Annotated in this window: 21 protein-coding genes; 18 read left to right on the forward strand and 3 right to left on the reverse strand. The window is 64.3% G+C overall.

The genetic code is table 11. The features are described 5' to 3' along the window. Positions 1-3 precede the first annotated feature (3 nt). Positions 4-1,542, forward strand: a complete 1,539-nt coding sequence (locus ACIPVK_RS05330) for an MFS transporter (protein ID WP_407610923.1) — start codon at positions 4-6, stop codon at positions 1,540-1,542. A 267-nt stretch (positions 1,543-1,809) separates the two neighbouring features. On the opposite strand, the gene ACIPVK_RS05335 is transcribed toward ACIPVK_RS05330, so the two are convergent. Then, the gene (locus ACIPVK_RS05335) at positions 1,810-3,294 is read right to left on the reverse strand and encodes an ATP-binding protein (RefSeq protein WP_407610924.1); all 1,485 of its coding nucleotides are present in this window, start codon (positions 3,292-3,294) and stop codon (positions 1,810-1,812) included. A 194-nt stretch (positions 3,295-3,488) separates the two neighbouring features. Between ACIPVK_RS05335 and ACIPVK_RS05340 the strand changes: the two genes are divergently transcribed. The 10 genes from ACIPVK_RS05340 (at position 3,489) to ACIPVK_RS05385 (ending at position 11,895) form a co-directional block, all read left to right on the forward strand. Next, a complete protein-coding gene (locus ACIPVK_RS05340) occupies positions 3,489-4,631 on the forward strand; it encodes an acyl-CoA dehydrogenase family protein (protein ID WP_407610925.1) in 1,143 nt (380 codons plus the stop codon). Positions 4,632-4,674: 43 nt separating this feature from the next. After that, a complete protein-coding gene (locus ACIPVK_RS05345; protein ID WP_407610926.1) occupies positions 4,675-5,061 on the forward strand; it encodes a hypothetical protein in 387 nt (128 codons plus the stop codon). A 2-nt stretch (positions 5,062-5,063) separates the two neighbouring features. Beyond that, a complete protein-coding gene (locus tag ACIPVK_RS05350; RefSeq protein WP_407610927.1) occupies positions 5,064-5,573 on the forward strand; it encodes a nuclear transport factor 2 family protein in 510 nt (169 codons plus the stop codon). Between the two features lie 23 nt (positions 5,574-5,596). Continuing rightward, complete coding sequence (locus ACIPVK_RS05355) at positions 5,597-6,874, forward strand: aromatic ring-hydroxylating oxygenase subunit alpha (protein ID WP_407610928.1); 1,278 nt, start codon at positions 5,597-5,599, stop codon at positions 6,872-6,874. Beyond that, entirely contained in the window at positions 6,867-7,400 is a 534-nt protein-coding gene (locus ACIPVK_RS05360) for an aromatic-ring-hydroxylating dioxygenase subunit beta (protein WP_407610929.1), read from the forward strand. The genes ACIPVK_RS05355 and ACIPVK_RS05360 overlap by 8 nt, the downstream gene beginning before the upstream one ends. Before the next feature lie 9 nt (positions 7,401-7,409). Further along, entirely contained in the window at positions 7,410-8,198 is a 789-nt protein-coding gene (locus ACIPVK_RS05365; RefSeq protein WP_407610930.1) for an SDR family NAD(P)-dependent oxidoreductase, read from the forward strand. Positions 8,199-8,267: 69 nt separating this feature from the next. Next, positions 8,268-9,224, forward strand: coding sequence for a PDR/VanB family oxidoreductase (locus tag ACIPVK_RS05370; protein ID WP_407610931.1), 957 nt, complete (start codon positions 8,268-8,270; stop codon positions 9,222-9,224). Between the two features lie 37 nt (positions 9,225-9,261). Next, positions 9,262-10,233, forward strand: a complete 972-nt coding sequence (locus ACIPVK_RS05375) for an ABC transporter substrate-binding protein (RefSeq protein WP_407610932.1) — start codon at positions 9,262-9,264, stop codon at positions 10,231-10,233. A 10-nt stretch (positions 10,234-10,243) separates the two neighbouring features. Further along, complete coding sequence (locus ACIPVK_RS05380; protein WP_407610933.1) at positions 10,244-11,077, forward strand: ABC transporter ATP-binding protein; 834 nt, start codon at positions 10,244-10,246, stop codon at positions 11,075-11,077. Continuing rightward, positions 11,074-11,895 (forward strand): ABC transporter permease, encoded by an 822-nt coding sequence (locus tag ACIPVK_RS05385; RefSeq protein ID WP_407610934.1) that lies wholly within the window; start codon positions 11,074-11,076, stop codon positions 11,893-11,895. The genes ACIPVK_RS05380 and ACIPVK_RS05385 overlap by 4 nt, the downstream gene beginning before the upstream one ends. A 123-nt stretch (positions 11,896-12,018) precedes the next feature. On the opposite strand, the gene ACIPVK_RS05390 is transcribed toward ACIPVK_RS05385, so the two are convergent. Beyond that, positions 12,019-12,660, reverse strand: coding sequence for a response regulator transcription factor (locus ACIPVK_RS05390; protein ID WP_407610935.1), 642 nt, complete (start codon positions 12,658-12,660; stop codon positions 12,019-12,021). Between the two features lie 254 nt (positions 12,661-12,914). Between ACIPVK_RS05390 and ACIPVK_RS05395 the strand changes: the two genes are divergently transcribed. The 3 genes from ACIPVK_RS05395 to ACIPVK_RS05405 all read left to right on the forward strand — a co-directional run bounded on the left by ACIPVK_RS05395 (position 12,915) and on the right by ACIPVK_RS05405 (position 16,392). Next, a complete protein-coding gene (locus ACIPVK_RS05395; protein ID WP_407610936.1) occupies positions 12,915-13,421 on the forward strand; it encodes a flavin reductase in 507 nt (168 codons plus the stop codon). Between the two features lie 61 nt (positions 13,422-13,482). Further along, positions 13,483-14,793, forward strand: coding sequence for an amidase (locus ACIPVK_RS05400; protein WP_407610937.1), 1,311 nt, complete (start codon positions 13,483-13,485; stop codon positions 14,791-14,793). Positions 14,794-14,940: 147 nt separating this feature from the next. Further along, positions 14,941-16,392, forward strand: a complete 1,452-nt coding sequence (locus ACIPVK_RS05405) for an MFS transporter (protein ID WP_407610938.1) — start codon at positions 14,941-14,943, stop codon at positions 16,390-16,392. Positions 16,393-16,856: 464 nt separating this feature from the next. On the opposite strand, the gene ACIPVK_RS05410 is transcribed toward ACIPVK_RS05405, so the two are convergent. After that, the gene (locus ACIPVK_RS05410; protein ID WP_407610939.1) at positions 16,857-17,129 is read right to left on the reverse strand and encodes a hypothetical protein; all 273 of its coding nucleotides are present in this window, start codon (positions 17,127-17,129) and stop codon (positions 16,857-16,859) included. Positions 17,130-17,545: 416 nt separating this feature from the next. Here ACIPVK_RS05410 and ACIPVK_RS05415 point away from each other — a divergent pair, with 416 nt between their 5' ends. The 4 genes from ACIPVK_RS05415 to ACIPVK_RS05430 all read left to right on the forward strand — a co-directional run bounded on the left by ACIPVK_RS05415 (position 17,546) and on the right by ACIPVK_RS05430 (position 21,914). Then, complete coding sequence (locus ACIPVK_RS05415) at positions 17,546-19,174, forward strand: MDR family MFS transporter (RefSeq protein ID WP_407610951.1); 1,629 nt, start codon at positions 17,546-17,548, stop codon at positions 19,172-19,174. Between the two features lies 1 nt (position 19,175). After that, the gene (locus ACIPVK_RS05420; protein WP_407610940.1) at positions 19,176-19,661 is read left to right on the forward strand and encodes a MarR family winged helix-turn-helix transcriptional regulator; all 486 of its coding nucleotides are present in this window, start codon (positions 19,176-19,178) and stop codon (positions 19,659-19,661) included. 136 nt (positions 19,662-19,797) lie between these two features. Beyond that, positions 19,798-20,892, forward strand: a complete 1,095-nt coding sequence (locus tag ACIPVK_RS05425) for a maleylacetate reductase (protein ID WP_407610941.1) — start codon at positions 19,798-19,800, stop codon at positions 20,890-20,892. Positions 20,893-20,936: 44 nt separating this feature from the next. Continuing rightward, positions 20,937-21,914, forward strand: a complete 978-nt coding sequence (locus ACIPVK_RS05430; protein ID WP_407610942.1) for an aldo/keto reductase — start codon at positions 20,937-20,939, stop codon at positions 21,912-21,914. Positions 21,915-21,954: the final 40 nt, after the last annotated feature.

Below are 21,954 nucleotides of genomic sequence, written 5' to 3' on the forward strand. Positions count from 1 at the left end.
GCCATGGGAACCGCAGCAAGCGCACCAACCGCCACCACCTGGAAGCCGAATGACAAATGGCTGCTGGGCATCGTGCTGGCCGTCATCAACTTCTGGCTCTTCGCCCAGACCCTGCTCAACGTCATCCCCGGCATCCGCGGCCAGCTCGGCGTGGAGGAAACGCTGGCGAACCTCGCGGTGTCGGTCACCTCGCTGTTCTCCGGAATCTTCATCGTCGTCGCGGGCGGCCTGGCCGACCGCCTCGGCCGCGTCAAGATCCTTTACGCAGGCATCTGGCTGTCCATCGCCGGTTCCCTGCTGATCGCCCTGACCCCGGAAAACCTCGGGGCGCTGACCAGTGCCATGCTGCTGGGCGGTCGCGTGATCCAGGGCCTGTCCGCAGCCTGCATCATGCCCTCCTCGATGGCATTGGTGAAGACCTTCTACGAGGGCAAGGACCGCCAGCGCGCCCTGTCCTTCTGGTCGATCGGCTCCTGGGGCGGCTCGGGTTTCTGCTCGCTCTTCGGCGGGCTGATGGCCACCAGCGCGCTGGGCTGGCGCTCGATCTTCTGGATCTCCGTGGTCCTGTCCATCGTGGCGCTGTGGCTGCTGCGCGGCACTCCCGAGTCGAAGGCCGAAGCCGATCCGGCCGCCAAGCAGCAGGGCTTTGACTGGGGCGGGCTAATCGCCTTCATCGTGCTGCTGGTGTCGATCAACGTCTACATCTCGCAGGGCCCGGCGCTGGGCTGGCTGAGCCTGGGCGGGCTGGCGCTGATCGCCCTGGCCGCGGTCTCGGGATTGGTCTTCCTCTACATCGAGACTCACCGGGCCGGCGCGTTCGTGAACCTGAAGCTGTTCTCCAACGGCACGTTCACCGGCGCCACGCTCTCCAACTTCCTGCTCAACGGCGCGGCCGGCACGCTGATCGTGTCCCTGGGACTGGTGCAGATCGCCGCGGGAATGAGCTCCCTGCAGTCGGGCCTGCTGACCCTGGGCTACCTGATCGCGATCCTGGCCACCATCCGGGTTGGCGAGAAGCTGCTGCAGCGCTTCGGGCCGAAGAAGCCGATGCTCTGGGGCTCGATGATCACCGGCGTCGGCATCCTCATGTGCTCGATGACGTTCCTGTACATCGACCAGTACATCGTGCTGTCCGTCATCGGCTTCACGCTCTTCGGCGTGGGGCTGGGCTTCTACGCCACCCCGTCCACCGACGCCGCGCTCTCCAACGTCCCGGACGCCCAGGTGGGTGCCGCCTCTGGCATCTACAAGATGGCCTCCTCGCTGGGCAACGCGATCGGCGTGGCCATCTCTGCCGCGCTCTACGTCGCGGGCCAGGCGGTCAACCCGGAGCTCATCTCCTCCTGGGGACTGTTCATCGGGCGGCAGGACAACGTGGCACTGCGCTTCGGCGGGGCCATCGGCCTGCTGTTCAACGTGCTCATGGTGGTCATCGCGATTGCGGCGATCATCGTCACCGTCCCGTCCGAGCCCAAGGAACGGGTACCGGCGGCCGAACCGAAGGAACCGCACGACGTCGCTCCCCCGGCGTTCGGCAACTAGGAGTCTCCCCTCCTTTAGGAGACTTTTCGAGGGCTGGTTCCGGTGCTTTCGCACCGGAACTGGCGCTCCTTGGCTTTGGAAACCAATGCGGCTGGTTGCTTATTGGCTCCCGATTTTCGTCTGGTCACTGTTTTCGATCGTCTGGTGGAGCCATTGGGGCGTGGTGCCGGTTCCAGGACTCAACCACACCCGTCGGGGGCTCAGACCACGTTTCATGTCCCCTGGTGGCGGGTGAGGTCCAGTTTTTGCAGTCTCCGAAGGTTCGGGTCAGGACAAAGGCAGCCCGAACGCGAAGGTCGACCCGCCACCGGGGTTTTCCACTGCCTTGATGGTTCCGTGGTGCCGGGTGACAATCCGGTGGCTGAGCGCCAGCCCGAGGCCGCTCCCATCTGCCTTCGTGGTGAATGCGCCATCGAAGATCCTCCCGTCGGGAAATCCGGAGAGCCCCGAACCGCGGTCGACGACCCGGAAGACCGCCAAGTCGCCCTCACGGGCCGTTTCAAGCGTCACTACGCGCTGTGCCTCGGGGAAGCGCGACATCTCCTCTATCGCGTTGCGGCACAGGTTCAGCACAACTTGGCCGATCAGCACCTTCTCGCAGAGCACCGGAAGATCACCGGGATCCAGTACCACCTCCAGCGTCGTGGAGTGCCGCGATGCAACGAGCTCAACGAAGTACCTGCAGTCCCGCACCACGGCGTTCAGGTCAACGTGCTGTTCGGACGTTTCCAGCGTGCCCACGAATCCACGTAGGCTGCGCAGGATCTGGTTGGCCCGCTCAATCTGGCGCTGCGCATTCTCCAGTCCGAACTCCAAGTCGACCGCGCTCATCTTGCCTGCCTGGTACCGGCGCTGGACCCCGTCCAGGAAGTTGGTCGCAGCACCGAGGGGCTGACCCAACTCGTGTGAGAGGGCCATTGCCATGTCGCCCATGACGTTGTAGCGGGCCAGGTAATTCAAGTGTTCCTGGTCCCGCTCGCGTTCCTTGTCCGTCGTCACCCGATCCGTAATGTCGTGGAGGAACAGCAACGTCCCGGACAGGTCGTGCTTCAAATCGATGCTCTGGCAGGCGGCCCCGAACCAGCGTGATTCACCCTGCGGCCCTCGCAGCTCCAGACGGCAGGTGATCATGGCAGCATCCGCGGAGCATTCGTCCGACACCCGGGCAAAGGTTTCAGCCGCATCGCCCTGGCAAAAGTCGCTGAATTCCCGCCCAACCACCTCGTGCGGATGGACCCCCAGCTGTGGGAACACCGAGTTGCTCGCATAGGAGATCCGCCCGTCGGTGCCCACGACCAGGATTGCCTCACCCATGTTCCCGATGAAGGCGTTCAGCCGCCCCTTGGTCCGCTCCAGCCCGCTCTTGAGCTGCTCTTCGCGTTCCATGTCCCTGAATTCGACGAGCACCACTTCGCGCTCGGGCAACACCACGTGCCGGGCCAGCGCCTCCGTCAGAAAGTCCTGCCTGTCCTTGTTCCGGTACATCCATTGGGTGCGGCTGGCTCCGCGCTCGACGGCATCCTGCAGCCAACGGCGTCCGATCGTCCGACTGTAGGGTTCTGCCAGGCTACTCATGTCATCGGCCTTCAGCGGGCGCAGTTCCTCCAGCGTGAAGCCAAGCATCCGGCAGGCCGCCGGGTTGGCCCAGAGGATGTCCTTCGACTCCGCGTCATGCATCAGCAGGCAGTGGTCCAGTCCGGTGAGCAGAATCCGGGCATCAGCATCGGAAGGTTCGTAATTTTGGGTAGTCACGGCTTCCAGTTGTACCCCAGTCCGGCTCAGCTGCAATAGGTAGTTACTTCAGTCAGCATCGGTCTTCCTTTGTCCTGCGGCACGTAAACACCCATTGAAGGGCAGCAATTGGGTAAATACCGTGATTCAGACAACATCAGCATGACCCTCGACTTCCGTTCTTGCCTCGGAATACCAACAAGCTAGGAGCCCCCATGACGTCCGTTGCCGAAGCGCCCGCGCAGGACACGCTGACCGCTGTCCTGGAACTCGTCGACCAGCGACGCGAGGAGTTCAACACGAACCGCTTCGTACCCAAGGACGTCATTGCCGCATTCAAGGCAGCCGGAATCTACCGCGCCGCCACCCCGCGCTGCTTCGGCGGCGACGCGCTCCCTCCTGCGGAATTCCTGCGCAAGATTGAACTGATCTCCACCGTTGACGCCTCAAGTGGTTGGGTGGCGAGCTTCGGCTCGGCACTCGTGTACCTGGCTGCCCTTCCCGTCGATACGCAGGCCGAACTATACAAGGACGGCCCCGATCTGGCCTTCGCCGGCGGGCTCTTCCCGGTCCAGAAAGCCTCGTTGACTAATGGGAAGTTCCACATCAAGGGCACCTGGAAGTTCGCCAGCGGTTGCAAGGGCGCCGACGTGCTCGGCGTCGGCATCGCCGGCGGCGAGACCACCGCGGGCAAGCCTCGCACCGCGCTCCTGCGCCCAGACCAGGTCACTATCCGGGACAACTGGGATGTCATCGGCCTGCACGGCACCGGTAGCCACGACCTGGTCGTCGACGGCGTCGACGTGGACCAGGACTGGACCTTCATCCGGGGCGGCGAACCCAAGATCGACGAGCCGCTCTACCACTACCCCACCATCGCCTACGCCGCCCAGGTTCTGGCCGTCGTGAACCTCGGCGTGGGCCGTGCCGCGCTTGACTATGCGACGCAAATCGGCGCCGGGCGGACGGGCATCACTGGCGCCCCGAAGCTCGCCGACCGCGCCTATTACCGTATCGACCTGGCCAAGGCCGAGGCCGAGCTTCGTTCGGCACGGGCCTTCTTCTACGAGATCACCGAGGAAACCTACGCCACGGTGGTGGCCACCGGCCAGGCCACCGACCAGCAGAAGGCGCTGCTGCGCCTTGCATCCACGCACGTTGCCAAGGCCGGTGCCCAGGCCGTCAACACCGCATACTCGCTCTCCGGCACAGCAGCCATCTACGACGGGAACCCGTTGCAGCGCCACCTGCGAGATTCCGCCGTCGTCACCCAGCACGCCTTCCTGGGCGATGGCATGTATGACGGCACCGGCTCGGTCCTGATGGGCCAGCCCCCGGTCATCCCGGCCTTCATCTAACGCGCCCACCTCTCCAACTTCCGATCCCATCGAAGGAATATCCATGACAGCGAGCGATGCCCGCCCCGAGCCGTTGCGCGCCCTGTTCTGCATCGGCATCAACCAAAACTTCTTCAACCTGCCCAAGACGGAAATCGGCCCGGTGTGGGTCGCCTTTTCCGGCATGCTTTCGGCCATGGCAGCGATGCCCGGTGTCGATGTCATCGGCAACATGGACGACGACTCGCATGTGGTCGGCCCCTCGGCCGGATGGCCCTGGACCTGTTACGTGATGGCCGATGTCGACACACAGGAAACGGTCAAGGCAGTGTGCAACCTTTTCCGCACCACGATGGTCGACGATGATCACGCACTGTGGACCTACGCCCACATCGAGGCCCGCATGGGCCGTGCGCTGACCATCCGCGACGATGTCGAAATAGCCAAATAGCCATGGTTACTGTCCGGGCCACCACGAGCGTCACCGGGTTGGAGACGCGCCTGCTGCTGCTGGAGGCAAGCGAATCGATCCGCTGGATCATCTCCCGCTACATGGAACTGTGCGACGTCCCGCAGCCGGAATTCGACCTCGCCGAACTCGGCGCACTGTTCACAGAGGACGCGACTTGGCAGGGTATCGGGCCCGAATACGACGAAAAGTTCGGCCGCTACAACGGCCGGGCAGCCATCGCTCAGATGCTGGGCAGCCACCTGCTGCCCGGCGGCCCGTTCACCGCCAATGCCCATGTGCTGGGCGAGGGACGCATCAACATCTCGTTGCCCACGGCATCGGGCAGCTGGATCATGCAGCAGGTCTCCCAGTACACGGACGGCCGCCAGGAAGTGGTTGCCGCCCGCATCACGGTGGACTTCGAACTCGACGGGGCCCTGGCCCTGATCAAGACCTTCCGCACGCAGCGCCTCGTGGCGCTCTCCCCGGCGAACCTCGCCACCCCACACTAGCCACTATCCCCAAGGAGTTACGGATGAGCACCCCCATCATGGAGAACCAAGACGGCTTCTCAGCACTTGCCTCGACCGACCGGGTCGCCGGGCAGCTTTACACCGATCCAGAGATCTTCGAAGCCGAGCTGGAGAAGATTTTCTACAAGACGTGGGTCTGGGTGGCCCACGAAAGCGAGATCCCGGAAAAGGGCAACTTTAAGAAGGCCATGATCGGCCGCCAGCCCGTGATCGTGACCCGCGACCGCAAGGGCGCGTTCAACGTCCTGCTCAACCGCTGCCGCCACCGTGGCGCCTCGATCTGCGAGCCGGACAAGGGCAAGGCCAACGGCTTCACCTGCCCTTACCACTCCTGGTCCTACTCGCTCGACGGCCAGCTGCGCGGCATCCCTTACCCCGAGGGCTACGAAGGCGTCATCGAGAAGAAAGACATGCCGCTGCAGAAGCTGCGCGTCGAGAGCTACGCCGGGATGATCTTCGCTTCCTTCAATCAGGACATCGAACCGCTCGAGGACTTCCTGGGCGACGCGAAGCTCTGGATGGACCGCTTCATGATGCAGGGTGCGGGCTACGGGATCAAGGTCCAGGGCGAGCACAAGTTCCGCTTCGACGGCAACTGGAAGATCCAGTTGGAAAACACCACCGACGGCTACCACTTTCCGATCGTGCACCGTTCGTGGATGGCCTCCGTTGACGCCGAAACGGCAGACATGCTCTCCTTCATGACCGACGAGAATGCCGTGACCCACGCCCTGGGCAACGGCCACAGCGTCGCCATCATGGTCCCGGAACACGTCGAGCTGGATGCCGATGACGGAACCGAGGAACTGCAGGAACGCTTCCGCCCCATCATCGACGAGCTCTCCGCAACGATGCCGGCCGATCAGGTCCGCCGCATCGTGCGTTCGATGCACGGTGCCGGGTTCAACCTGAACCTGTTCCCGAATGTTGCCATGTCGATGTCCTTCTTCCGCGTCCTACGCCCGATCTCGGTGAACGAGACAGAGATCCAGCACTTGGCTCTGGGCCTGGACGGCGGACCGGAAAGCGTCAACCGCGAACGCCTGCGCATCCACGAACATTTCCAAGGCCCATTCGGATTCGGCACCCCGGATGACTCCGAGGCCTGGGACCGCGTGCAGCGCGGCGCCTACGCCAACCCCGAGATGCCCATCATGGTCAACCGCGGCCTCGGCCGCGAAACGACGGTGGACGAAGGCTGGAAAACCTCGCACGTGACCGACGAATCGGGCATGCGCGAATCCTACTCACAGTGGAAGAAGATGATGAGCGATGACTAGCGAAAGCACGCTGACCGCCCCCCTTGAAAACGGCTTCGCATCCGACGCGCTGCTCGACCCGCTGGTGTCCAAGGCCATCGCGCTGATCTGGCACGAGGCGACGCTGCTCGACGCCAAGGACTATGTGTCTTGGGAGGGCCTGTGGACTCCAGCCGGCAAGTACGTGATCCCGATTGATCCGGACACCGATGACTTCGAATCCGGCCTGAACATGGTCTACGACGACGCCAGGATGCGCCGGATGCGCGTGACCCGGCTGACCGAGGGCTACTCGATGTCCGCAGTCGCCTCGGCACGCACCGCACGCACCATCTCCCGCTTCACCGTTACGGCGAACGACGGTGAGTCTGTGACACTGCGTTCGGCGCAGATCATCGTCGGCTTCAAGCGTGAAAAGCACCTGTTGCTCGCAGCAGATCTGGAGCACCGGATCAGCTTCGTCGACGGCGAACCACGTCTGGACCTGAAGGTCGTGCGCTTGGTCAACTCCGACGGGGCTGTTACGGCCTCCGGATTCCTGCTCTAGGGGCCCGGGATGACTACGACAACAGACCTTCAGGCCACCGCCGGGGATCGAGTCGACAACGGCCAGGTTGCCATCGTCACCGGCGCCACTCGCGGCCTGGGTGCCGTCATTGCGCGCACCCTGCACGCTGACGGCTACTCGGTGCTCGCCACCGGCAGCCGGATCGAAGCAGTCCAGGAACTGGCCGACGAGCTGGATCCCAGCGGCAAGACGGCAGCGGCGGCGGTCCTCGATGTCCGCCGCAAGGAGGACTTCGAGACGGCCCTTCAGTCCGCTGTGGAGCATTGGGGAAATGCACACGTGCTGATCAACAACGCAGGTCGTTCCCAGGTCCAGGCGTTGATGGACATCAGCCCGGAGGACTTCTCGGCGATCGTTTCCACGAACCTCGACGGCGTCTTCCTGGGCTGCCAGGTCTTCGGCAGGCACTTCGCGAAAAACGGCTACGGCCGCATCGTGAATATCGGCTCGCTTGCGGGCCAGAACGGCGGCACGGCCACCGGCGCCCACTACGCCGCGGCCAAGGGCGGGGTGGGCACGCTGACCAAGGTGTTTGCCCGCGACCTGGCCTCCAACGGAGTCACGGTGAACTCGGTTTCCCCGGGTCCGCTTGATCTTCCGGTGGTCTACGAGACGGTAGCCGCCGACAAGCTGGAGGCAGTCAAGGCGAATATTCCGGTGGGCAGGCTCGGTTCGGCGGAATTCATTGCATCGACGGTCGCCTTGCTCGCCTCCCCCGAGGCGGCATCGGTCAACGGTGCCAGCTGGGACATCAATGGCGGGCTGTTCATGCGCTGATCGCATCGGCGATTCGCGCATGGCGCCCCCACACCTTAGAAGAACCACCCAAGTTAGAGGAGTGCGGACATGAACAACGTCCGGGTCAAAGTGGCCATGGTTTCGGAAGAAACCAGCAACATCAAGACATTCCGTTTGGAACGTTCCGACGGGTCGGCCTTTGCCCCGGCCCCTGCGGGGGCTCACATCGACATAGTCGGCCCCACGGAGGTCACCCGCCAGTACTCCCTCTGCAACGCACCGGACGAGGGCTCGTACCTGGTAGCGGTGAAGCTCGAGCCCACATCGCGCGGCGGTTCCGCAGCGCTCCATAGCGGAGTCACCGTCGGCACCGAACTCGAGGTCAGCGAGCCGCGCAACCTGCTCAAGGTTGCCACCAACGCCGATCGCCACATCCTCGTGGCGGCAGGCATCGGCATCACCCCCATGATCAGCATCGCCTACGACCTGCACCGCACGAACACCGACTTCGAGCTGCACTACTTCGCCCGTTCCCACACGGAAGCGGCTTTCACGGAGCTGCTCGAAGAGCGCTGCGGATTCACCGAATCGGTGCGCTTCCACTTCGGGATTCCACGCAACGAGCAGGGCACCATCATGACTGCCCTCGCTCGGGACGCCGATACCGGCGTACACGTCTATACCTGCGGCCCGGTGGGATTCATGGACAAGGTCCACGACGCGTTCGCCCCGGTCATCGGCGAGGACCAGGTCCACATCGAGCACTTCGAGGCCGAGGAGATCGACACTTCCAACGACACTGCTTTCGAGGTGGAGCTGGACACGGGCGAAGTCTTCGAGATCCCGGCCGATCGCTCGATCGTGGATGTGCTCCAGGAAAACGGCATCGAGGTCGACACCTCCTGCAAGGAGGGAATCTGCGGCACATGCGTCATGGGCGTGCTGGAGGGCGTGCCCGAGCACCGCGACAACTGCCTCTCCGCCTCGGAGAAAGCGGCAAATGACCAGATGGCTACATGCGTTTCCCGGACCTGCGGCAAGCGCCTGTTATTGGAGCTCTTCTAGATCTGCCGTAAATACATCCATTTCGAAAGGCACTTACATGAAGAAACACGTCAGCTACGTGAAGGTCGTGGCGGCAACAGTCGCCGCCCTCTCACTCGCTATGACCACTGGTTGCTCACGCCCGGCTGATGCAAACACCAAGGTCGAAGCCAACGGGCCGGTCAAGATCGCAGTCGGCATCGACACAACGTACGCCCCATATTTCGTTGCCGAGGACGAGGGCATGTTCAAGAAGGCCGGCGTCGATGTGGAGTTGATCCAGTTTGGCCGCGGCGGCGAAGCCGTCGATGCACTCGCCGCCGGACAAGTGCATCTGGCGGGTAGCTCGGACGCCACCACCATCACACAGTTCCAGCAGAGCCCGGAACTGGTTGCGCTATTCGCCACCCAGACCTCGGGCGAATACGTCAAGGTGGTTCTGCGCAACGGGATCAAGCCAGAGAACGTCAAGAAAATGATGGTCGTCCCCGGCCTTAGCGAGATCGCCACCGCGAAGTACCTCGAAGCCAAGGGCATCGAAGCCGAATCTGTCGAATTCATCACCGCGACGCCGAACGATGCCTCCGCACTGTTGAAGCGCGGAGACGCCGACGGCTTTGTCATGTGGGAGCCCTGGCCGAGCAACGCTGTCACCGAGGGCGTCGGCATCGTGGCAGAAACCACCGGAGACTATGACTGGCTATACAACCACTGGGTGATCGGTCGCTCCGATTTCGTCAACGCCCAAGGCGAAGAGGCGCAGAAAGTCGCCTCTGTCCTGGCCGATGCCGCAAAGATCGTGGAAGCCGAACCGGAACGTGCCGTGACGGCCACCCTGGCGCACACGAAGGTCCCCAAGGAGCAAATCCTCCAGGCCGTCGACCAGATCGACTATGAGATCCGCTCGTTAACTGGCAAGGATCTCGAGACCGGCAATACCATGGCCGACTACTTCGTCGGCACTGGCGTGCTGAAGGAAAAGCCAGAGCTGGACAAGCGCATCCTCGTGGACTGGGTCGGCAAGAAGTGAGGTTCCTTCCATGACATCGACTGTCACGGCCCCAAAGGACGGGTCCGCCAGTAAAGCTTCGGGAACCAGCGTCCAGCTGGACTCGGTGTCGATCAACTTCGGTTCGGCCGAAATCGTGGATGGCATCAGCATCGACATCAAGCCAGGCGAATTCGTTTGTCTGCTGGGACCTAGTGGATGCGGCAAGTCCACCCTGCTGTCATCAATTGCCGGGTTCACTGCAATCAGCGGGGGAAGCATCACCTGCGCCGGGGATCCAGTGCTTGGGGCCAACCCGCATGCGGGGATGGTCTTCCAGCAATCGGATGCACTGTTCGACTGGATGACCGTGGCGGCCAATGTATCCTATGGCCCGAAGATGCATGGAGCTTCCAAGACCGAACAGACAAGGATTTCCGACCGTTTCCTGTCCATGGTGGGGTTGCGCAAGGCAGGGGCGAAGTTCCCGAACCAACTCTCCGGTGGCATGCGCCAACGAGTACAGATCGCGCGGGTGTTGGCCAACGAGCAGCCGCTCGTGCTCATGGACGAGCCGTTCGGTGCCCTGGATGCTCAAACTCGGGCCGTGATGCAGGCAGAGCTGACCCAGATCTGGGAAGAAACCGGCTGCACCGTGGTGTTCGTGACCCACGATATCGACGAGGCAGTGGCCCTCGCCGACCGCGTCGTGGTCATGTCCTCCGGGCCGAAGGCAGGCCTCAAGAACATCTACGACCTGGGTCTTGCCCGCCCCCGCGAGCGCTCAGCCGCCGAGGTCGTTTCTGTCTACGAGCAGCTTCGAGCAGATATCCGAGAAGAGGTCGCCGCATCATTGCGTGCCCAAGGATTGGATGATGAAGGATGAGCGCCCTGGAAACCGCACCTCGTGTGGGCTCTGCCGTTAACCAGCAACGGAAAGAAAAAGCCGGACAGGGGGCGCGTCAGGTCCTCTGGTGGGCTGCATCGGCCGCCATCGGGCTGGCGCTGTGGAGCGTCGTGGCCTGGTGGTATGGCCCCACTGCCGTCGCATCGCCAACGGAGGTTGCGGCTGCTGCAGTCGAGCTGGCTGCCGACGGAACACTGTGGGTCAGCATCTGGGCCTCCACCCAGCGGATCCTGATCGGCTGGGTGCTCGGCGTCGTGGTGGGTGCACCCATCGGCATCCTCATGGGGCGCCTGAACGTCGTGCGGCAGCTGCTGGACCCGTATATCGAGTTCTTCAGGTTCATCCCGCCCATCGCGTTCGTGACGCTGGCCGTGATTTGGTTCGGCATCGGTGAGACATCGAAGATTGTGCTGATCTTCTACACCTCGGTCTTTATCGTCACGGTGAGCACGATCGCCGCGGTGCTGGCCATCCCGGAGAACAGGATCAATGCAGCATCGAATCTGGGTGCCGGCCAGCGCCAGATCATGACCTCCGTGGTGCTGCCCTCAGCCATTCCGGGCATCGTCACCGGCGCCCGACTGGCGATGGGCAACAGCTTCCTCACCATCGTCTCCGCCGAGATCGTCGCAGCCCAGCACGGCCTGGGTGCGTTGATCTGGCAATCGAGGAACTACGGGCGCATCGACTGGACCTTCGTTGGAATCATCACCCTGGGGCTTCTGGGCTTCACCATCGACAGGGTCCTGCGCATGGCCTCGAGCAGGTACCTCGCCCGTTACGGGGTGAAGAGCTAGCCGGCTCCGACATTGCAATGGCCCGGTTCCCCATGGGAACCGGGCCATACGCGTGCTCAAGGGCGGCGGAAAAACAGTGGCTGCCCATCGTCTCGGCAGTACCCGCGGCGAGCCGTGGTCCCCCTACAGGTCCACTGCGAGGTCGATCCGTTGGCTCAGTACGTCCCTGACCAGCGTCGAAATACTCTCCGCATTTGTCTTGGACTTGATCCGCGCTCGGTGCACATCAATCGTCTTTACGCTGGTGCCCAGTTGCCGGGCGATATTCTGGCTGGGCAGGCCGTCGATGACAAGTAGCAGGATCTCGCGTTCGCGCGGGGTCAGGGTGCGCAACCGTTCCAGGACCTGTGTCCGCTCGGCGGATTCAGCAAAGCGCACCTCGGCGAGTTCCAGCGTCTCCTGCACGGCGTCGAGCATCTGCTGGGGGTCGTAGGGCTTCTCGAAGAAGTTGACCGCGCCCTGCTGCAGCGCGCGCACCGACATGCGGACATCGCCGTGGGCCGACACGAAGATGATCGGGATAGGCGCCCCGATCTGGTTCAGGGTTTCCTGAAGGGCGAACCCTCCGGTCCGGGGCATCCTCACGTCCAGGACCAGGCATGAGGCTCGTTCCCTGTCGTATCCATCGAGGAAGGAAGCCACGTCGTTGTAGCTCCGCGAGGCGATATCGACGGAGTCCAGAAGCCACGCGAGCGAGGTGCATAGCTCTTCGTCGTCATCGACGATGTACACGATCGGTTCAGGGGTCATCGTTTTGTTAGTCATGGTCTCCAATTCCAACTGCTTCGACATGGAACCATAGCCATTCCCTGAAGGCCCTGCAACGGCCAGACGCTAAGGGAATTACCTACGGACATTGGGCCAGCCGCCCCGAAACCTAGGGCAACTGGGGATATCCCGGAAGTGATTCAGTTCATAGATTACTAACCAAGCCCGCGGAAGTCTGAATAAGACGCCACCGGGGAGCCACCTAGCCGCCCGCCTTGCAGCGGGCGGCACCAGCCGATCAGGAGAGCATCATGACCCAGCTAACCCAAATCCAAATGGACTTTCGGACTGCGATGGCACACCTTCCGGCCGCCGTTAGCATCATCACCACCGATGGGCCGCACGGCCGGCTGGGCATCACCGTCAGCGCCGTCTGCTCCGTCACCGATTCCCCGCCCACCGTCCTGGTCTGCGTGAACAAAAACAGTGCCGCCCACGATGTCTTCAAGAACAACGGCAAGGTCGGCATCAATGTCCTGGCCGGTGAGCAAGAGGAACTTGCACGCCACTTCTCCGGTGCCACCCAGGTTCCCATGGACCAGCGCTTCACCTGGGACATCTGGGAGAAGGACACCGACGTTCCGGTCCTCGCCGACGCCCACGTAAAGTGCATCGGAACCATCGAGGCCATTACCGAGCAGGGCTCGCATTCGGTCCTGTTCATCCGCCTCGACCGGGTCGAGGTCAACAACGACAACAACGGGCTCGTTTACTTCAACCGCGCTTTCCACCCCATTGGCCCGCCGGTAGCCGTCTAACCCACGGGCAACCACAGCATCCCCCAATACGCGACTCGTCGACGCCTAAGGATCCCATCTCATGACAGCAGTAGAAGCCGCCGCCCCCGTATCGCTTGCAGCATCCATCCAGCGCCTGGCCACCGGAGTGGCAACGCCGCTGGACCTAATCGGCGAATCGCTGGCACGAATCGAAGCGCTGGAACCTGAGCTCAGGGCATGGGTGAGCGTCGATGCCGACTCGGCCCTCGCCGCGGCGCACAAATTGGCTGACGCGCCGAAGGGATCCCGGGGAGCTCTCTGGGGCACCCCGGCAGGGGTGAAGGACATCATCGACGTGGCGGGGATGCGCACGGGATGCGGTTCGCCGATCTTCGATCAGGCACCACCAGCAACGGCCGATGCCGCCTGCGTCGCCGCCCTGCGGAATGCCGGGGGCATCGTGATGGGCAAAACGGTCACCACCGAGTTCGGGTACTTCGCGCCCGGGCCCACCAGCAACCCGCACCGGCCGACTGGCGGAACCGCACCACACACTCCAGGTGGTTCCTCCAGCGGATCAGCCGTTGCGGTGGCCAGCGGCATGGTCCCGTTCGCCTTCGGCACGCAGACAGCGGGCTCCCTGACCCGCCCCGCCTCCTACTGCGGGGTGGCCGGCTTGGTCGCCCCGATCCACGTGATCCCGACGGACGGGGTCACCGGGCTGAGCCACAGCCTGGACTCGGTCGGTTTCTTGGCCGCCACCGCCGCGGACCTGCGCATCGCCTACACCGCCATCTCCGGCGCTCCGGCACCGACTCAGGGGGCCAAGCGCCTGCCCCGGTTGTTGGTCTGGGACGGCAGCGACATCGCCCCGATCTCCGATGACATGCTTTCGGGCCTGCAGCGGGCCCTATCCGGCGCCAGAACGCAGGGTGCAGTGGTCGAGTCGCTCGGCTCTGCCGCAGCGGTACGGGACTTGGTCCCGCTGCACATGAGCGTGATGGCCTACGAGGCCGCTCGCACGCACGAATGGTTGCTTTCGCGGAAGCACGAGGTCAGTGAGCCTCTGGCCGATCTCCTCTCTAGCGGTGAGGCGCTAGCCGATGCCGACTTCCACGGAGCCAAGGTCGGACTCGCTGCAGCCCGAAAGGACATCCTGAACCGGCTCCAGCACTTCGACGCCATCATCGCGCCCGCGGCAACCGGATCGGCCCCCGAAGGGCTGACCAAGACCGGCGACCCGATCCTCAGCCGCCCGTGGCAAGCCCTCGGCCTGCCGACGGTCACTATCTCCGGGCTGCGCGATGCGACGGGCATGCCGTTGGGGATCCAGGTCATCGGCAACCCGGGGCATCCCGGAAGCCTGCTGGACATCGCAGAGTGGATCGAGCCGTCCTTGGCCGAAAACTAAGGCTTTCCCCTACGTCGGCGAGGATTACCTGCATCCACGGACGGGAATCAGCAACTGTCGACAGTGCCATACACCACATAGCCTTCAATTGTTGCTCGAAACCCGCCGGGTTCCCTGCCACCCCACTCCCAACACCTTGAGGTGCCCATGTCTTCAACACAGCTCCAAAACGATAGAACCCTGAGCAGTGCCATCCGCAACGGGCGGATGAACCGCCGCGCATGGACCATCACGATCATGCTCATCCTCTTCCAGATCGTTGCCTTCGCCGACAAGGCTGTGCTCGGCCTCGTCGCCTACAAGGCGATCCCCGAACTGGGAATCACCACCGTCCAGTTCGGCATGATCGGTAGCGCATTCTTCTTCCTCTACGCCATCGGCTCCGTGTTCCTGGGTCTGATCGCGGGCCGCACGTCGGTCAAGTGGGTCATCTTCGCCATGGGCTTGGCCTGGGCAGTGCTCCAGTTCCCGATGCTCTTCGGCGGCGGCGCAGCCATTCTGCTGGTCACCCGCATCCTTCTGGGTGGCGCCGAAGGCCCGGCCACTGCCATGTCGCTCTCCTCGGCCCATTCCTGGTTCAAGCCCTCCGAACGGGCACTCCCCAGCAACCTGATTGCCATCGGTTCCACGTTGGGACCGGTCCTGGCAGCCCCATTCCTCGCCTTTATCATCAGCAACTTTGGCTGGCGCTGGGCCTTCGGTGCCCTCGGCCTTCTGGGCTTGGCATGGATCATCGCCTGGTACATCCTGGGTGCCGACGGACCGTTCGGCAGCTCGAAGAACAAGGAAACGGCCGAACCGGAAGCCACGGCGGTTGCCAACGCCCCTGTCCGCGAGAAGACCGCCACCGAAATTGCTTCGGACCTCCGGACCAAGCAGTACGAGGACCAGAAGCCGGTCAAGCTCGCATGGATCCTGCTCAGCGGCTCGTTCCTGGTTGCCGTCTTCGGCGGTTTCACCAACTTCTGGACGCAAGGGTTCCTCACCACCTGGTCGCCGAAATACCTGGCCGGCGTCGTCAACGTATCCCCGGAAATGGTCGCACTGATCACCACCTTCCCGTGGATCTTCGGCGCGGTCGTTTTGCTGGGTCTCGGCTTCCTGGGACGCAACCAGATGCGCCGCGGCAAGTCGGTGCGCATTGCAATCGCCGCACCGTTCGGCGTCTGCCTCGTCCTGGCCGGCGCTTGTTTCCTCGCCCTGCCCTTCACCTCCGGCCCGATGGTCATCGTACTGCTGACACTCGGTGCGGGCTTCAGCGTCATCTACCCGATGGCCCCCTCCGCCATGGCATACGCCGTCGGTGCCGGACAGCGCCCGGTGATCATGGCCACCCTCGGTGGCGTCGCCTCGATCGGTGCCATCGTTTCACCGACGGCCGTCGGCATGTTCATGGAGCAGGCCGGCTACAGGACCGCCGCCAAGGGCACCCCGGAGACGGCCGAAATGATCGGCAACATGATCTCCGGCGTGAACCAGTCGCTGACCATCGCCGGTGGCCTGCTGTTGGCGGCAGGCATCCTCTCGGTCATCTTCTTCAACCCGGACAAGACCGGCCAACGCCTGCAGCGTCGCCTCACCCAGACGAGCCAAAACTAGGAAGCTTCCATCGCTGCTCGAGGCATGACCGTGGTGGGATCGATGCCGGTCGGTAGGGATCCGGACCCTCACCACAGCTGAAGTTCAGTCCATTGCGGGCTCGCGAAGGCGGTTGCTACGTTCTCCGGATCAGGCCGGTGACGGCAGCAACCGCCTTCTTGCTGTTGGCGTGCGGAAGGATGCACGAGGGGAAGCCAACGGCGTCATGGCGGTGCCGATAGCGTGCCCTGTCCAGCTTCCCGCGGGAAGATTCAGGGGGAAGCTGGACCGGGCCGCATAGCCGGGCCCTCACCCGTCGCCGGGGGCCAAAGGCCCTAAACATGCATCGGAGTGAAGCCTCCCGGAACGCACTCGAGCCCCGGGGCTACCGGATGCCAGCGAATTTATCGCTTTCCTCCGGCAGTTGCCCGGGGCTCGGGGACGGTGACGGCACCGTCGGGCGGGTGGTGTTTCGCGAGTGAAACCTAGTCGACCCAGGCGGCGTCTGCCGTCCAGTACTCCAGGCCGGCTTCGCTCACGCCGCGCTTCCATTCCCCGGTCCGCTCCAGCTTCGGTTCAACCGTCACGAGTGACTTGTCCGCTGCCTCGGGGCCATCGGCGCTCACGCCCCAATGCACCCAGTTCACCTCAAGGTCGTTTTCATCGTGAACGAACAAGTCGACGTGGTGCCACCCGTAGTTAAAGGTGTCCGTGTAACACGTCAGGAACATCTTGTGGTGGTTCTTGGGGTATGGCAATTGGACCTCCATGTGATTGCTTTTCCAGCATGCTACGGGTTGAAAGGCAACGGTGACATGGGGGTTACCTTTACCCTGAACCCGGGACGGACTGCTCTGATGTCAAAACCGTTCAGAACCAGGGCGAGAGCTAGAGCCAAGTTGATGGATAGGGCAAGGATACGGATGGTTATACGCCTCAGGGCTGGGGCATGGTCGAACCGCCTTCCGTCGAACCCTCTGCGGGATTCCGCAGACGCTCGGGATACCTGCACAGGGGACTTCCGAGCTCCACATCACAGGGAAACTAGTTGTGCTTTAGCAACCAATTTTATATAGTTGATATCAATCAACCATCATCCCCCTGTTTTTGGAGCCCTCTTTTGTCCCAGACACCCACCCGCACGAAGGCGGAGCCGGAGAAGTCCGAATCGGGCATGACCCACCGCCAGGTGATGCAATCACTGACCGGCCTGCTCATGGGCATGTTCGTCTCGATCCTCGCCGGCACCGTCGTGTCCACCTCGCTCCCGGTCATCGTCTCCGACCTTGCCGGTGACCAGACTTCCTACACCTGGGTGGTCACCGCGACCCTGCTGGCCACCACCATCTCCACCCCGATCTGGGGCAAGCTGGCCGACCTGGCCAACCGCAAGCTGCTGCTGCAGCTCTCGCTGCTGGTCTTCGTGATCGCCTCGGCCATCGCCGGCTTCTCGCAGGACACCAACATGCTCATCACCATGCGCGTCTTCCAGGGCCTGGGCGCCGGCGGCCTGACCGCCCTGACCCAGATCGTCATGGCCGACATCATCTCCCCGCGCGAGCGCGGCAAGTACATGGGCCTCTTCGGCGCCGTCATGGCACTGGGCACGGTGGGCGGCCCGCTGATCGGCGGATTCATCACCGACGCCATCAACTGGCGCTGGAACTTCTTCATCGCCCTGCCCTTCGCGGCCATCGCGATCATCCTGATCCAGAAGACCCTCCACCTTCCGGCCCAGGCCAAGCGCAAGGTCTCCATCGACTACGCCGGCATCGTGCTGCTCTCGGCCGGCGTCTCGGCGCTGCTGATCTGGGTTTCCCTGGCCGGCAAGGACTTCGAGTGGGCCTCGGCCACCACCGCGTGGATGGTCGGCGGCGCCGTCGCCGCCTTGGCCGCCTTCATCATCGTGGAGTTCAAGGCCGCCGAGCCCATCATCCCGCTGACGATGTTCAAGAACCGCACCTTCACCCTCTCGGTCATCGCCTCGATCTCCGTGGGCGTGTCGATGTTCGGCACCTCGGTGTTCCTTGCCCAGTACATGCAGCTGGCCCGCGGCGCCAACGCCACCCAATCCGGGTTGATGACCATCCCGATGATGGCCGGGCTGCTCATCATCTCCACGATCGCCGGGGCGATGATCTCCAAGCACGGCAAGTGGAAGGCCATCATGGTCATCGGTTCGGTGCTGCAGCTTGCGGGGCTCTACCTGCTGGGCACGATCCACTACGACACCAACTTCGTGCTGGTCTCCGTGTACATGTTCGTCCTCGGCGCGGGCCTGGGCATGGTCATGCAGAACCTGGTGCTGATCGTCCAGAACGCCGTCACCCCGGCCGAGATCGGCGTGGCCTCCTCCGGCATCGCGTTCTTCCGCTCGCTGGGCGGAACCATCGGCGTCTCGGTCCTCGGGGCCTTGATGGCCACCAAGGTCGCCGACCTGATGGGCGCAAAGAGCGCCCAGCTGGGCGCAGCCATTGCCGAGCTCGGGGACAAGGGCAAGGACCTGGCCGCCTCGCTGGCCTCCGGAAGCATCCCGGCCGTCCATTCCCTGCCTGACTCGGTTCGCACCATCATCGAGTCCTCCTACGGCGATGCCGTGGCCTACGTCTTCATGGTGGCTGCTCCGTTGAGCATCCTGACCATCCTGGCCGTAGCGTTCATGCCCAACCTGGAGCTGGGCACCCAGACCCGCCACCAGCGCGCGGAGGCCGAAGCCGCGGAAGCCAACCTGGCCGAGGTCAGCGAGGCCGCCATCGCGGCGACCCCGCGCCACGACGGCGAGCCCGCCTCGGTGCGCCGCTGACATGGACTCCCTGGCCGATCCCTTTGCCGTCGCAGAGCCCGCGCGGAACGACGACGCCATGGGCGGGCTGATCGACGCGGTCGAGCACGAGTTCGCGACCATGTTCGTCAACGCGCGCAACAGCATCCGGGCCCGGGCCGTCGCCATCCACCCGGAGCTGCCCCCGATGGGGTTCAAGGTGCTCACGATCCTCTCCCGCTCCGGAGCCCGGCAACAGGGGTGCCTGGCCGAGGAGATGGAGGTGGACAAGGCCATGATGAGCCGGACGATCAAGCAGCTCGAGGGCCTTGGGCTGGTGCACCGCAGCATCGATCCCAGCGACGGTCGGGCCCTGCTGGTCGCCATGACCGATGAGGCCCGGACCCGCTTCGACGCAACATTGGCCACGGCCCGCGGCGTGCTCCACGACCGGCTCGCCGAATGGGATCCCGGCGAGGTCCGCCGCTTCACCGACCTGCTGGCCAAGCTGAACGAATCCACCATCTAATACGAACCGGCAGCCCAAGCGGTCCCGCCCTCCTGCGCAACGCGCGTCAAAAGGGGGCGGGACCGCTTGCATCTCCGGTAGCCTGAGCGGCAGCACCACCGGTCCCGCGCGGGACCCCGAACCAAGGACTGCCTGCATGGGAATGATCTTCAGCCACGACACCCTGCCCCAACGCGTACTCTTCGGCACCGGCAAGGCCGCCGAACACCTGGCGGCGGAGGTGGAGCGGTTCGGCGCCTCCCGGGTCATGGTGATCGCCGGTGCCCGCGATTCCGGCACTGTCGCCGAGTTGACCGCACGCCTCCCGGTGGCCCTGAACTACCCCGACGTTGTCCAGCACGTGCCGATCGCCAGCGCCGAAAAGGCCCGCGGGGCCGCTCGGGAAAACGACATTGACCTGCTTCTCTGCGTTGGCGGCGGGTCCGCGGTCGGCCTGGCCAAGGCCATCGCCCTGGACACCGCGCTGCCGATCATCGCCGTCCCCACCACCTATGCGGGCTCCGAGGCCACCAACGTCTGGGGCCTGACCGAAGAGGGGCGCAAATCCACCGGCGTCGATGCCAGGGTGCTGCCCGCCACCGTCATCTACGATGCGGCGCTGAGCCTCTCCCTGCCCGTGGGGCTCTCGGTGGCCTCCGGGCTGAACGCCATGGCCCACTGCATCGACTCGATGTGGGGACCGCGCGCCGACCCGATCAACGTGGCGCTCGCATCCGAGGGCATCCGCGCCCTGGCCGCCGGGCTTCCGGGCATCGCAGCAGATCCGTCGGGGATCGACGGCCGCGAACAGGCGCTGTACGGCGCTTACCTTTCGGCCGTCGCCTTCGCATCGGCCGGCTCGGGCCTGCACCACAAGATCTGCCACGTGCTGGGCGGGACCTACAACATGCCACACGCCCAGACCCATGCCACGGTGCTGCCCCATGTGTTGGCGTTCAATGCGCCGCACGCGCCCGAGGCCGAGTCCCGCATTGCGGCGGCGTTCGGCAGCCCGACCGCCATCGGCGGGCTCAATGCGCTGCGGGAACGTCTGGATGCCCCGCGGGCGCTGAAGGACTACGGATTCGACGCGGCGGACATCCCGGAGGCGGTGTCCCTCATCCTGCCACAGGTCCCGGCGAACAACCCGCGGACCGTCACCGCCGAAAACCTTGCGGAGTTGCTCACCGCGGCGGTCCACGGCACCGAGCCGGGCGGCATGGCGTTCCCCGCGCTTCCTTACCTCGAATGAACCGGAATTGACCCCGCGTCGGCTGCGCAATTTATAGTCGGGCTATGGAACAGCGCGCATTGGGCAAGACCGGACGACACGTTTCAGTCATCGGACTGGGCACCTGGCAACTCGGGGCGGACTGGGGCAACGTGGACCCTGCGGAGGCCCGGGACATCCTCGCGGCTTCCGCCGAGGCCGGCGTCACCTTCTTCGACACGGCCGACGTCTACGGGGACGGGCGCAGCGAGCAGGCCATCGGGGCGTTCCTCGCGGAGAACCCCGGCACCGGAATCACGGTGGCCACGAAGATGGGTCGCCGGCTGGAACAACGGCCGGAGAACTACAACCTGGCCACCTTCCGCCAATGGGTGGACCGATCGCGCCGCAACCTGCGGACCGACGCCCTGGACCTGGTCCAACTGCATTGCCCGCCCACCGCCGTCTACAGCCGCGCGGAGGTGTATGACGCGTTGGACACCCTCGTCGCCGAGGGTGCCATCAGGAACTACGGCGTCAGCGTCGAACGGACCGATGAAGCCCTCGAGGCCCTGCGCCACGACGGTACCGCATCCGTCCAGATCATCCTGAACGCCTTCCGGCTCAAGCCGCTGGATGAGGTGCTCCCCGCCGCGAAGGCCGCCGGAGTGGGCATCATCGCCCGGGTTCCCCTGGCTTCCGGCCTGCTCTCGGGGAAGTACACCAGCGAAACCAGGTTCGCCGAAGACGACCACCGCAACTACAACCGCGCCGGCGCTGCCTTCGACGTCGGGGAAACCTTCTCCGGCGTGGATTTCGGGCTGGGTCTGCGGGCCGTGGCCGAGTTCCAGCAGCTGGTGCCGCAGGGCTTAGGCACCGCGCAGGCTGCCATCGCGTGGGTGAGTGCCCAGGACGGCGTCACCGCGGTCATTCCCGGTGCCCGCACCGTGGAGCAGGCCCGGGCCAATGCCGCCGCCGGAGCCGCAATCACCCCGGAGTTCAACGACGGCGTCCGCTCCATCTATGACCGCTACTTCCGCGAGGCGGTCCACCCCCGCTGGTGAATGCCCGGCGGGTCCGCTTACGGTCCCGCCGAGGGCCTCG

It is taken from the genome of Paeniglutamicibacter sp. MACA_103 (assembly GCF_045798555.1).
Lineage (GTDB): Bacteria > Actinomycetota > Actinomycetes > Actinomycetales > Micrococcaceae > Paeniglutamicibacter.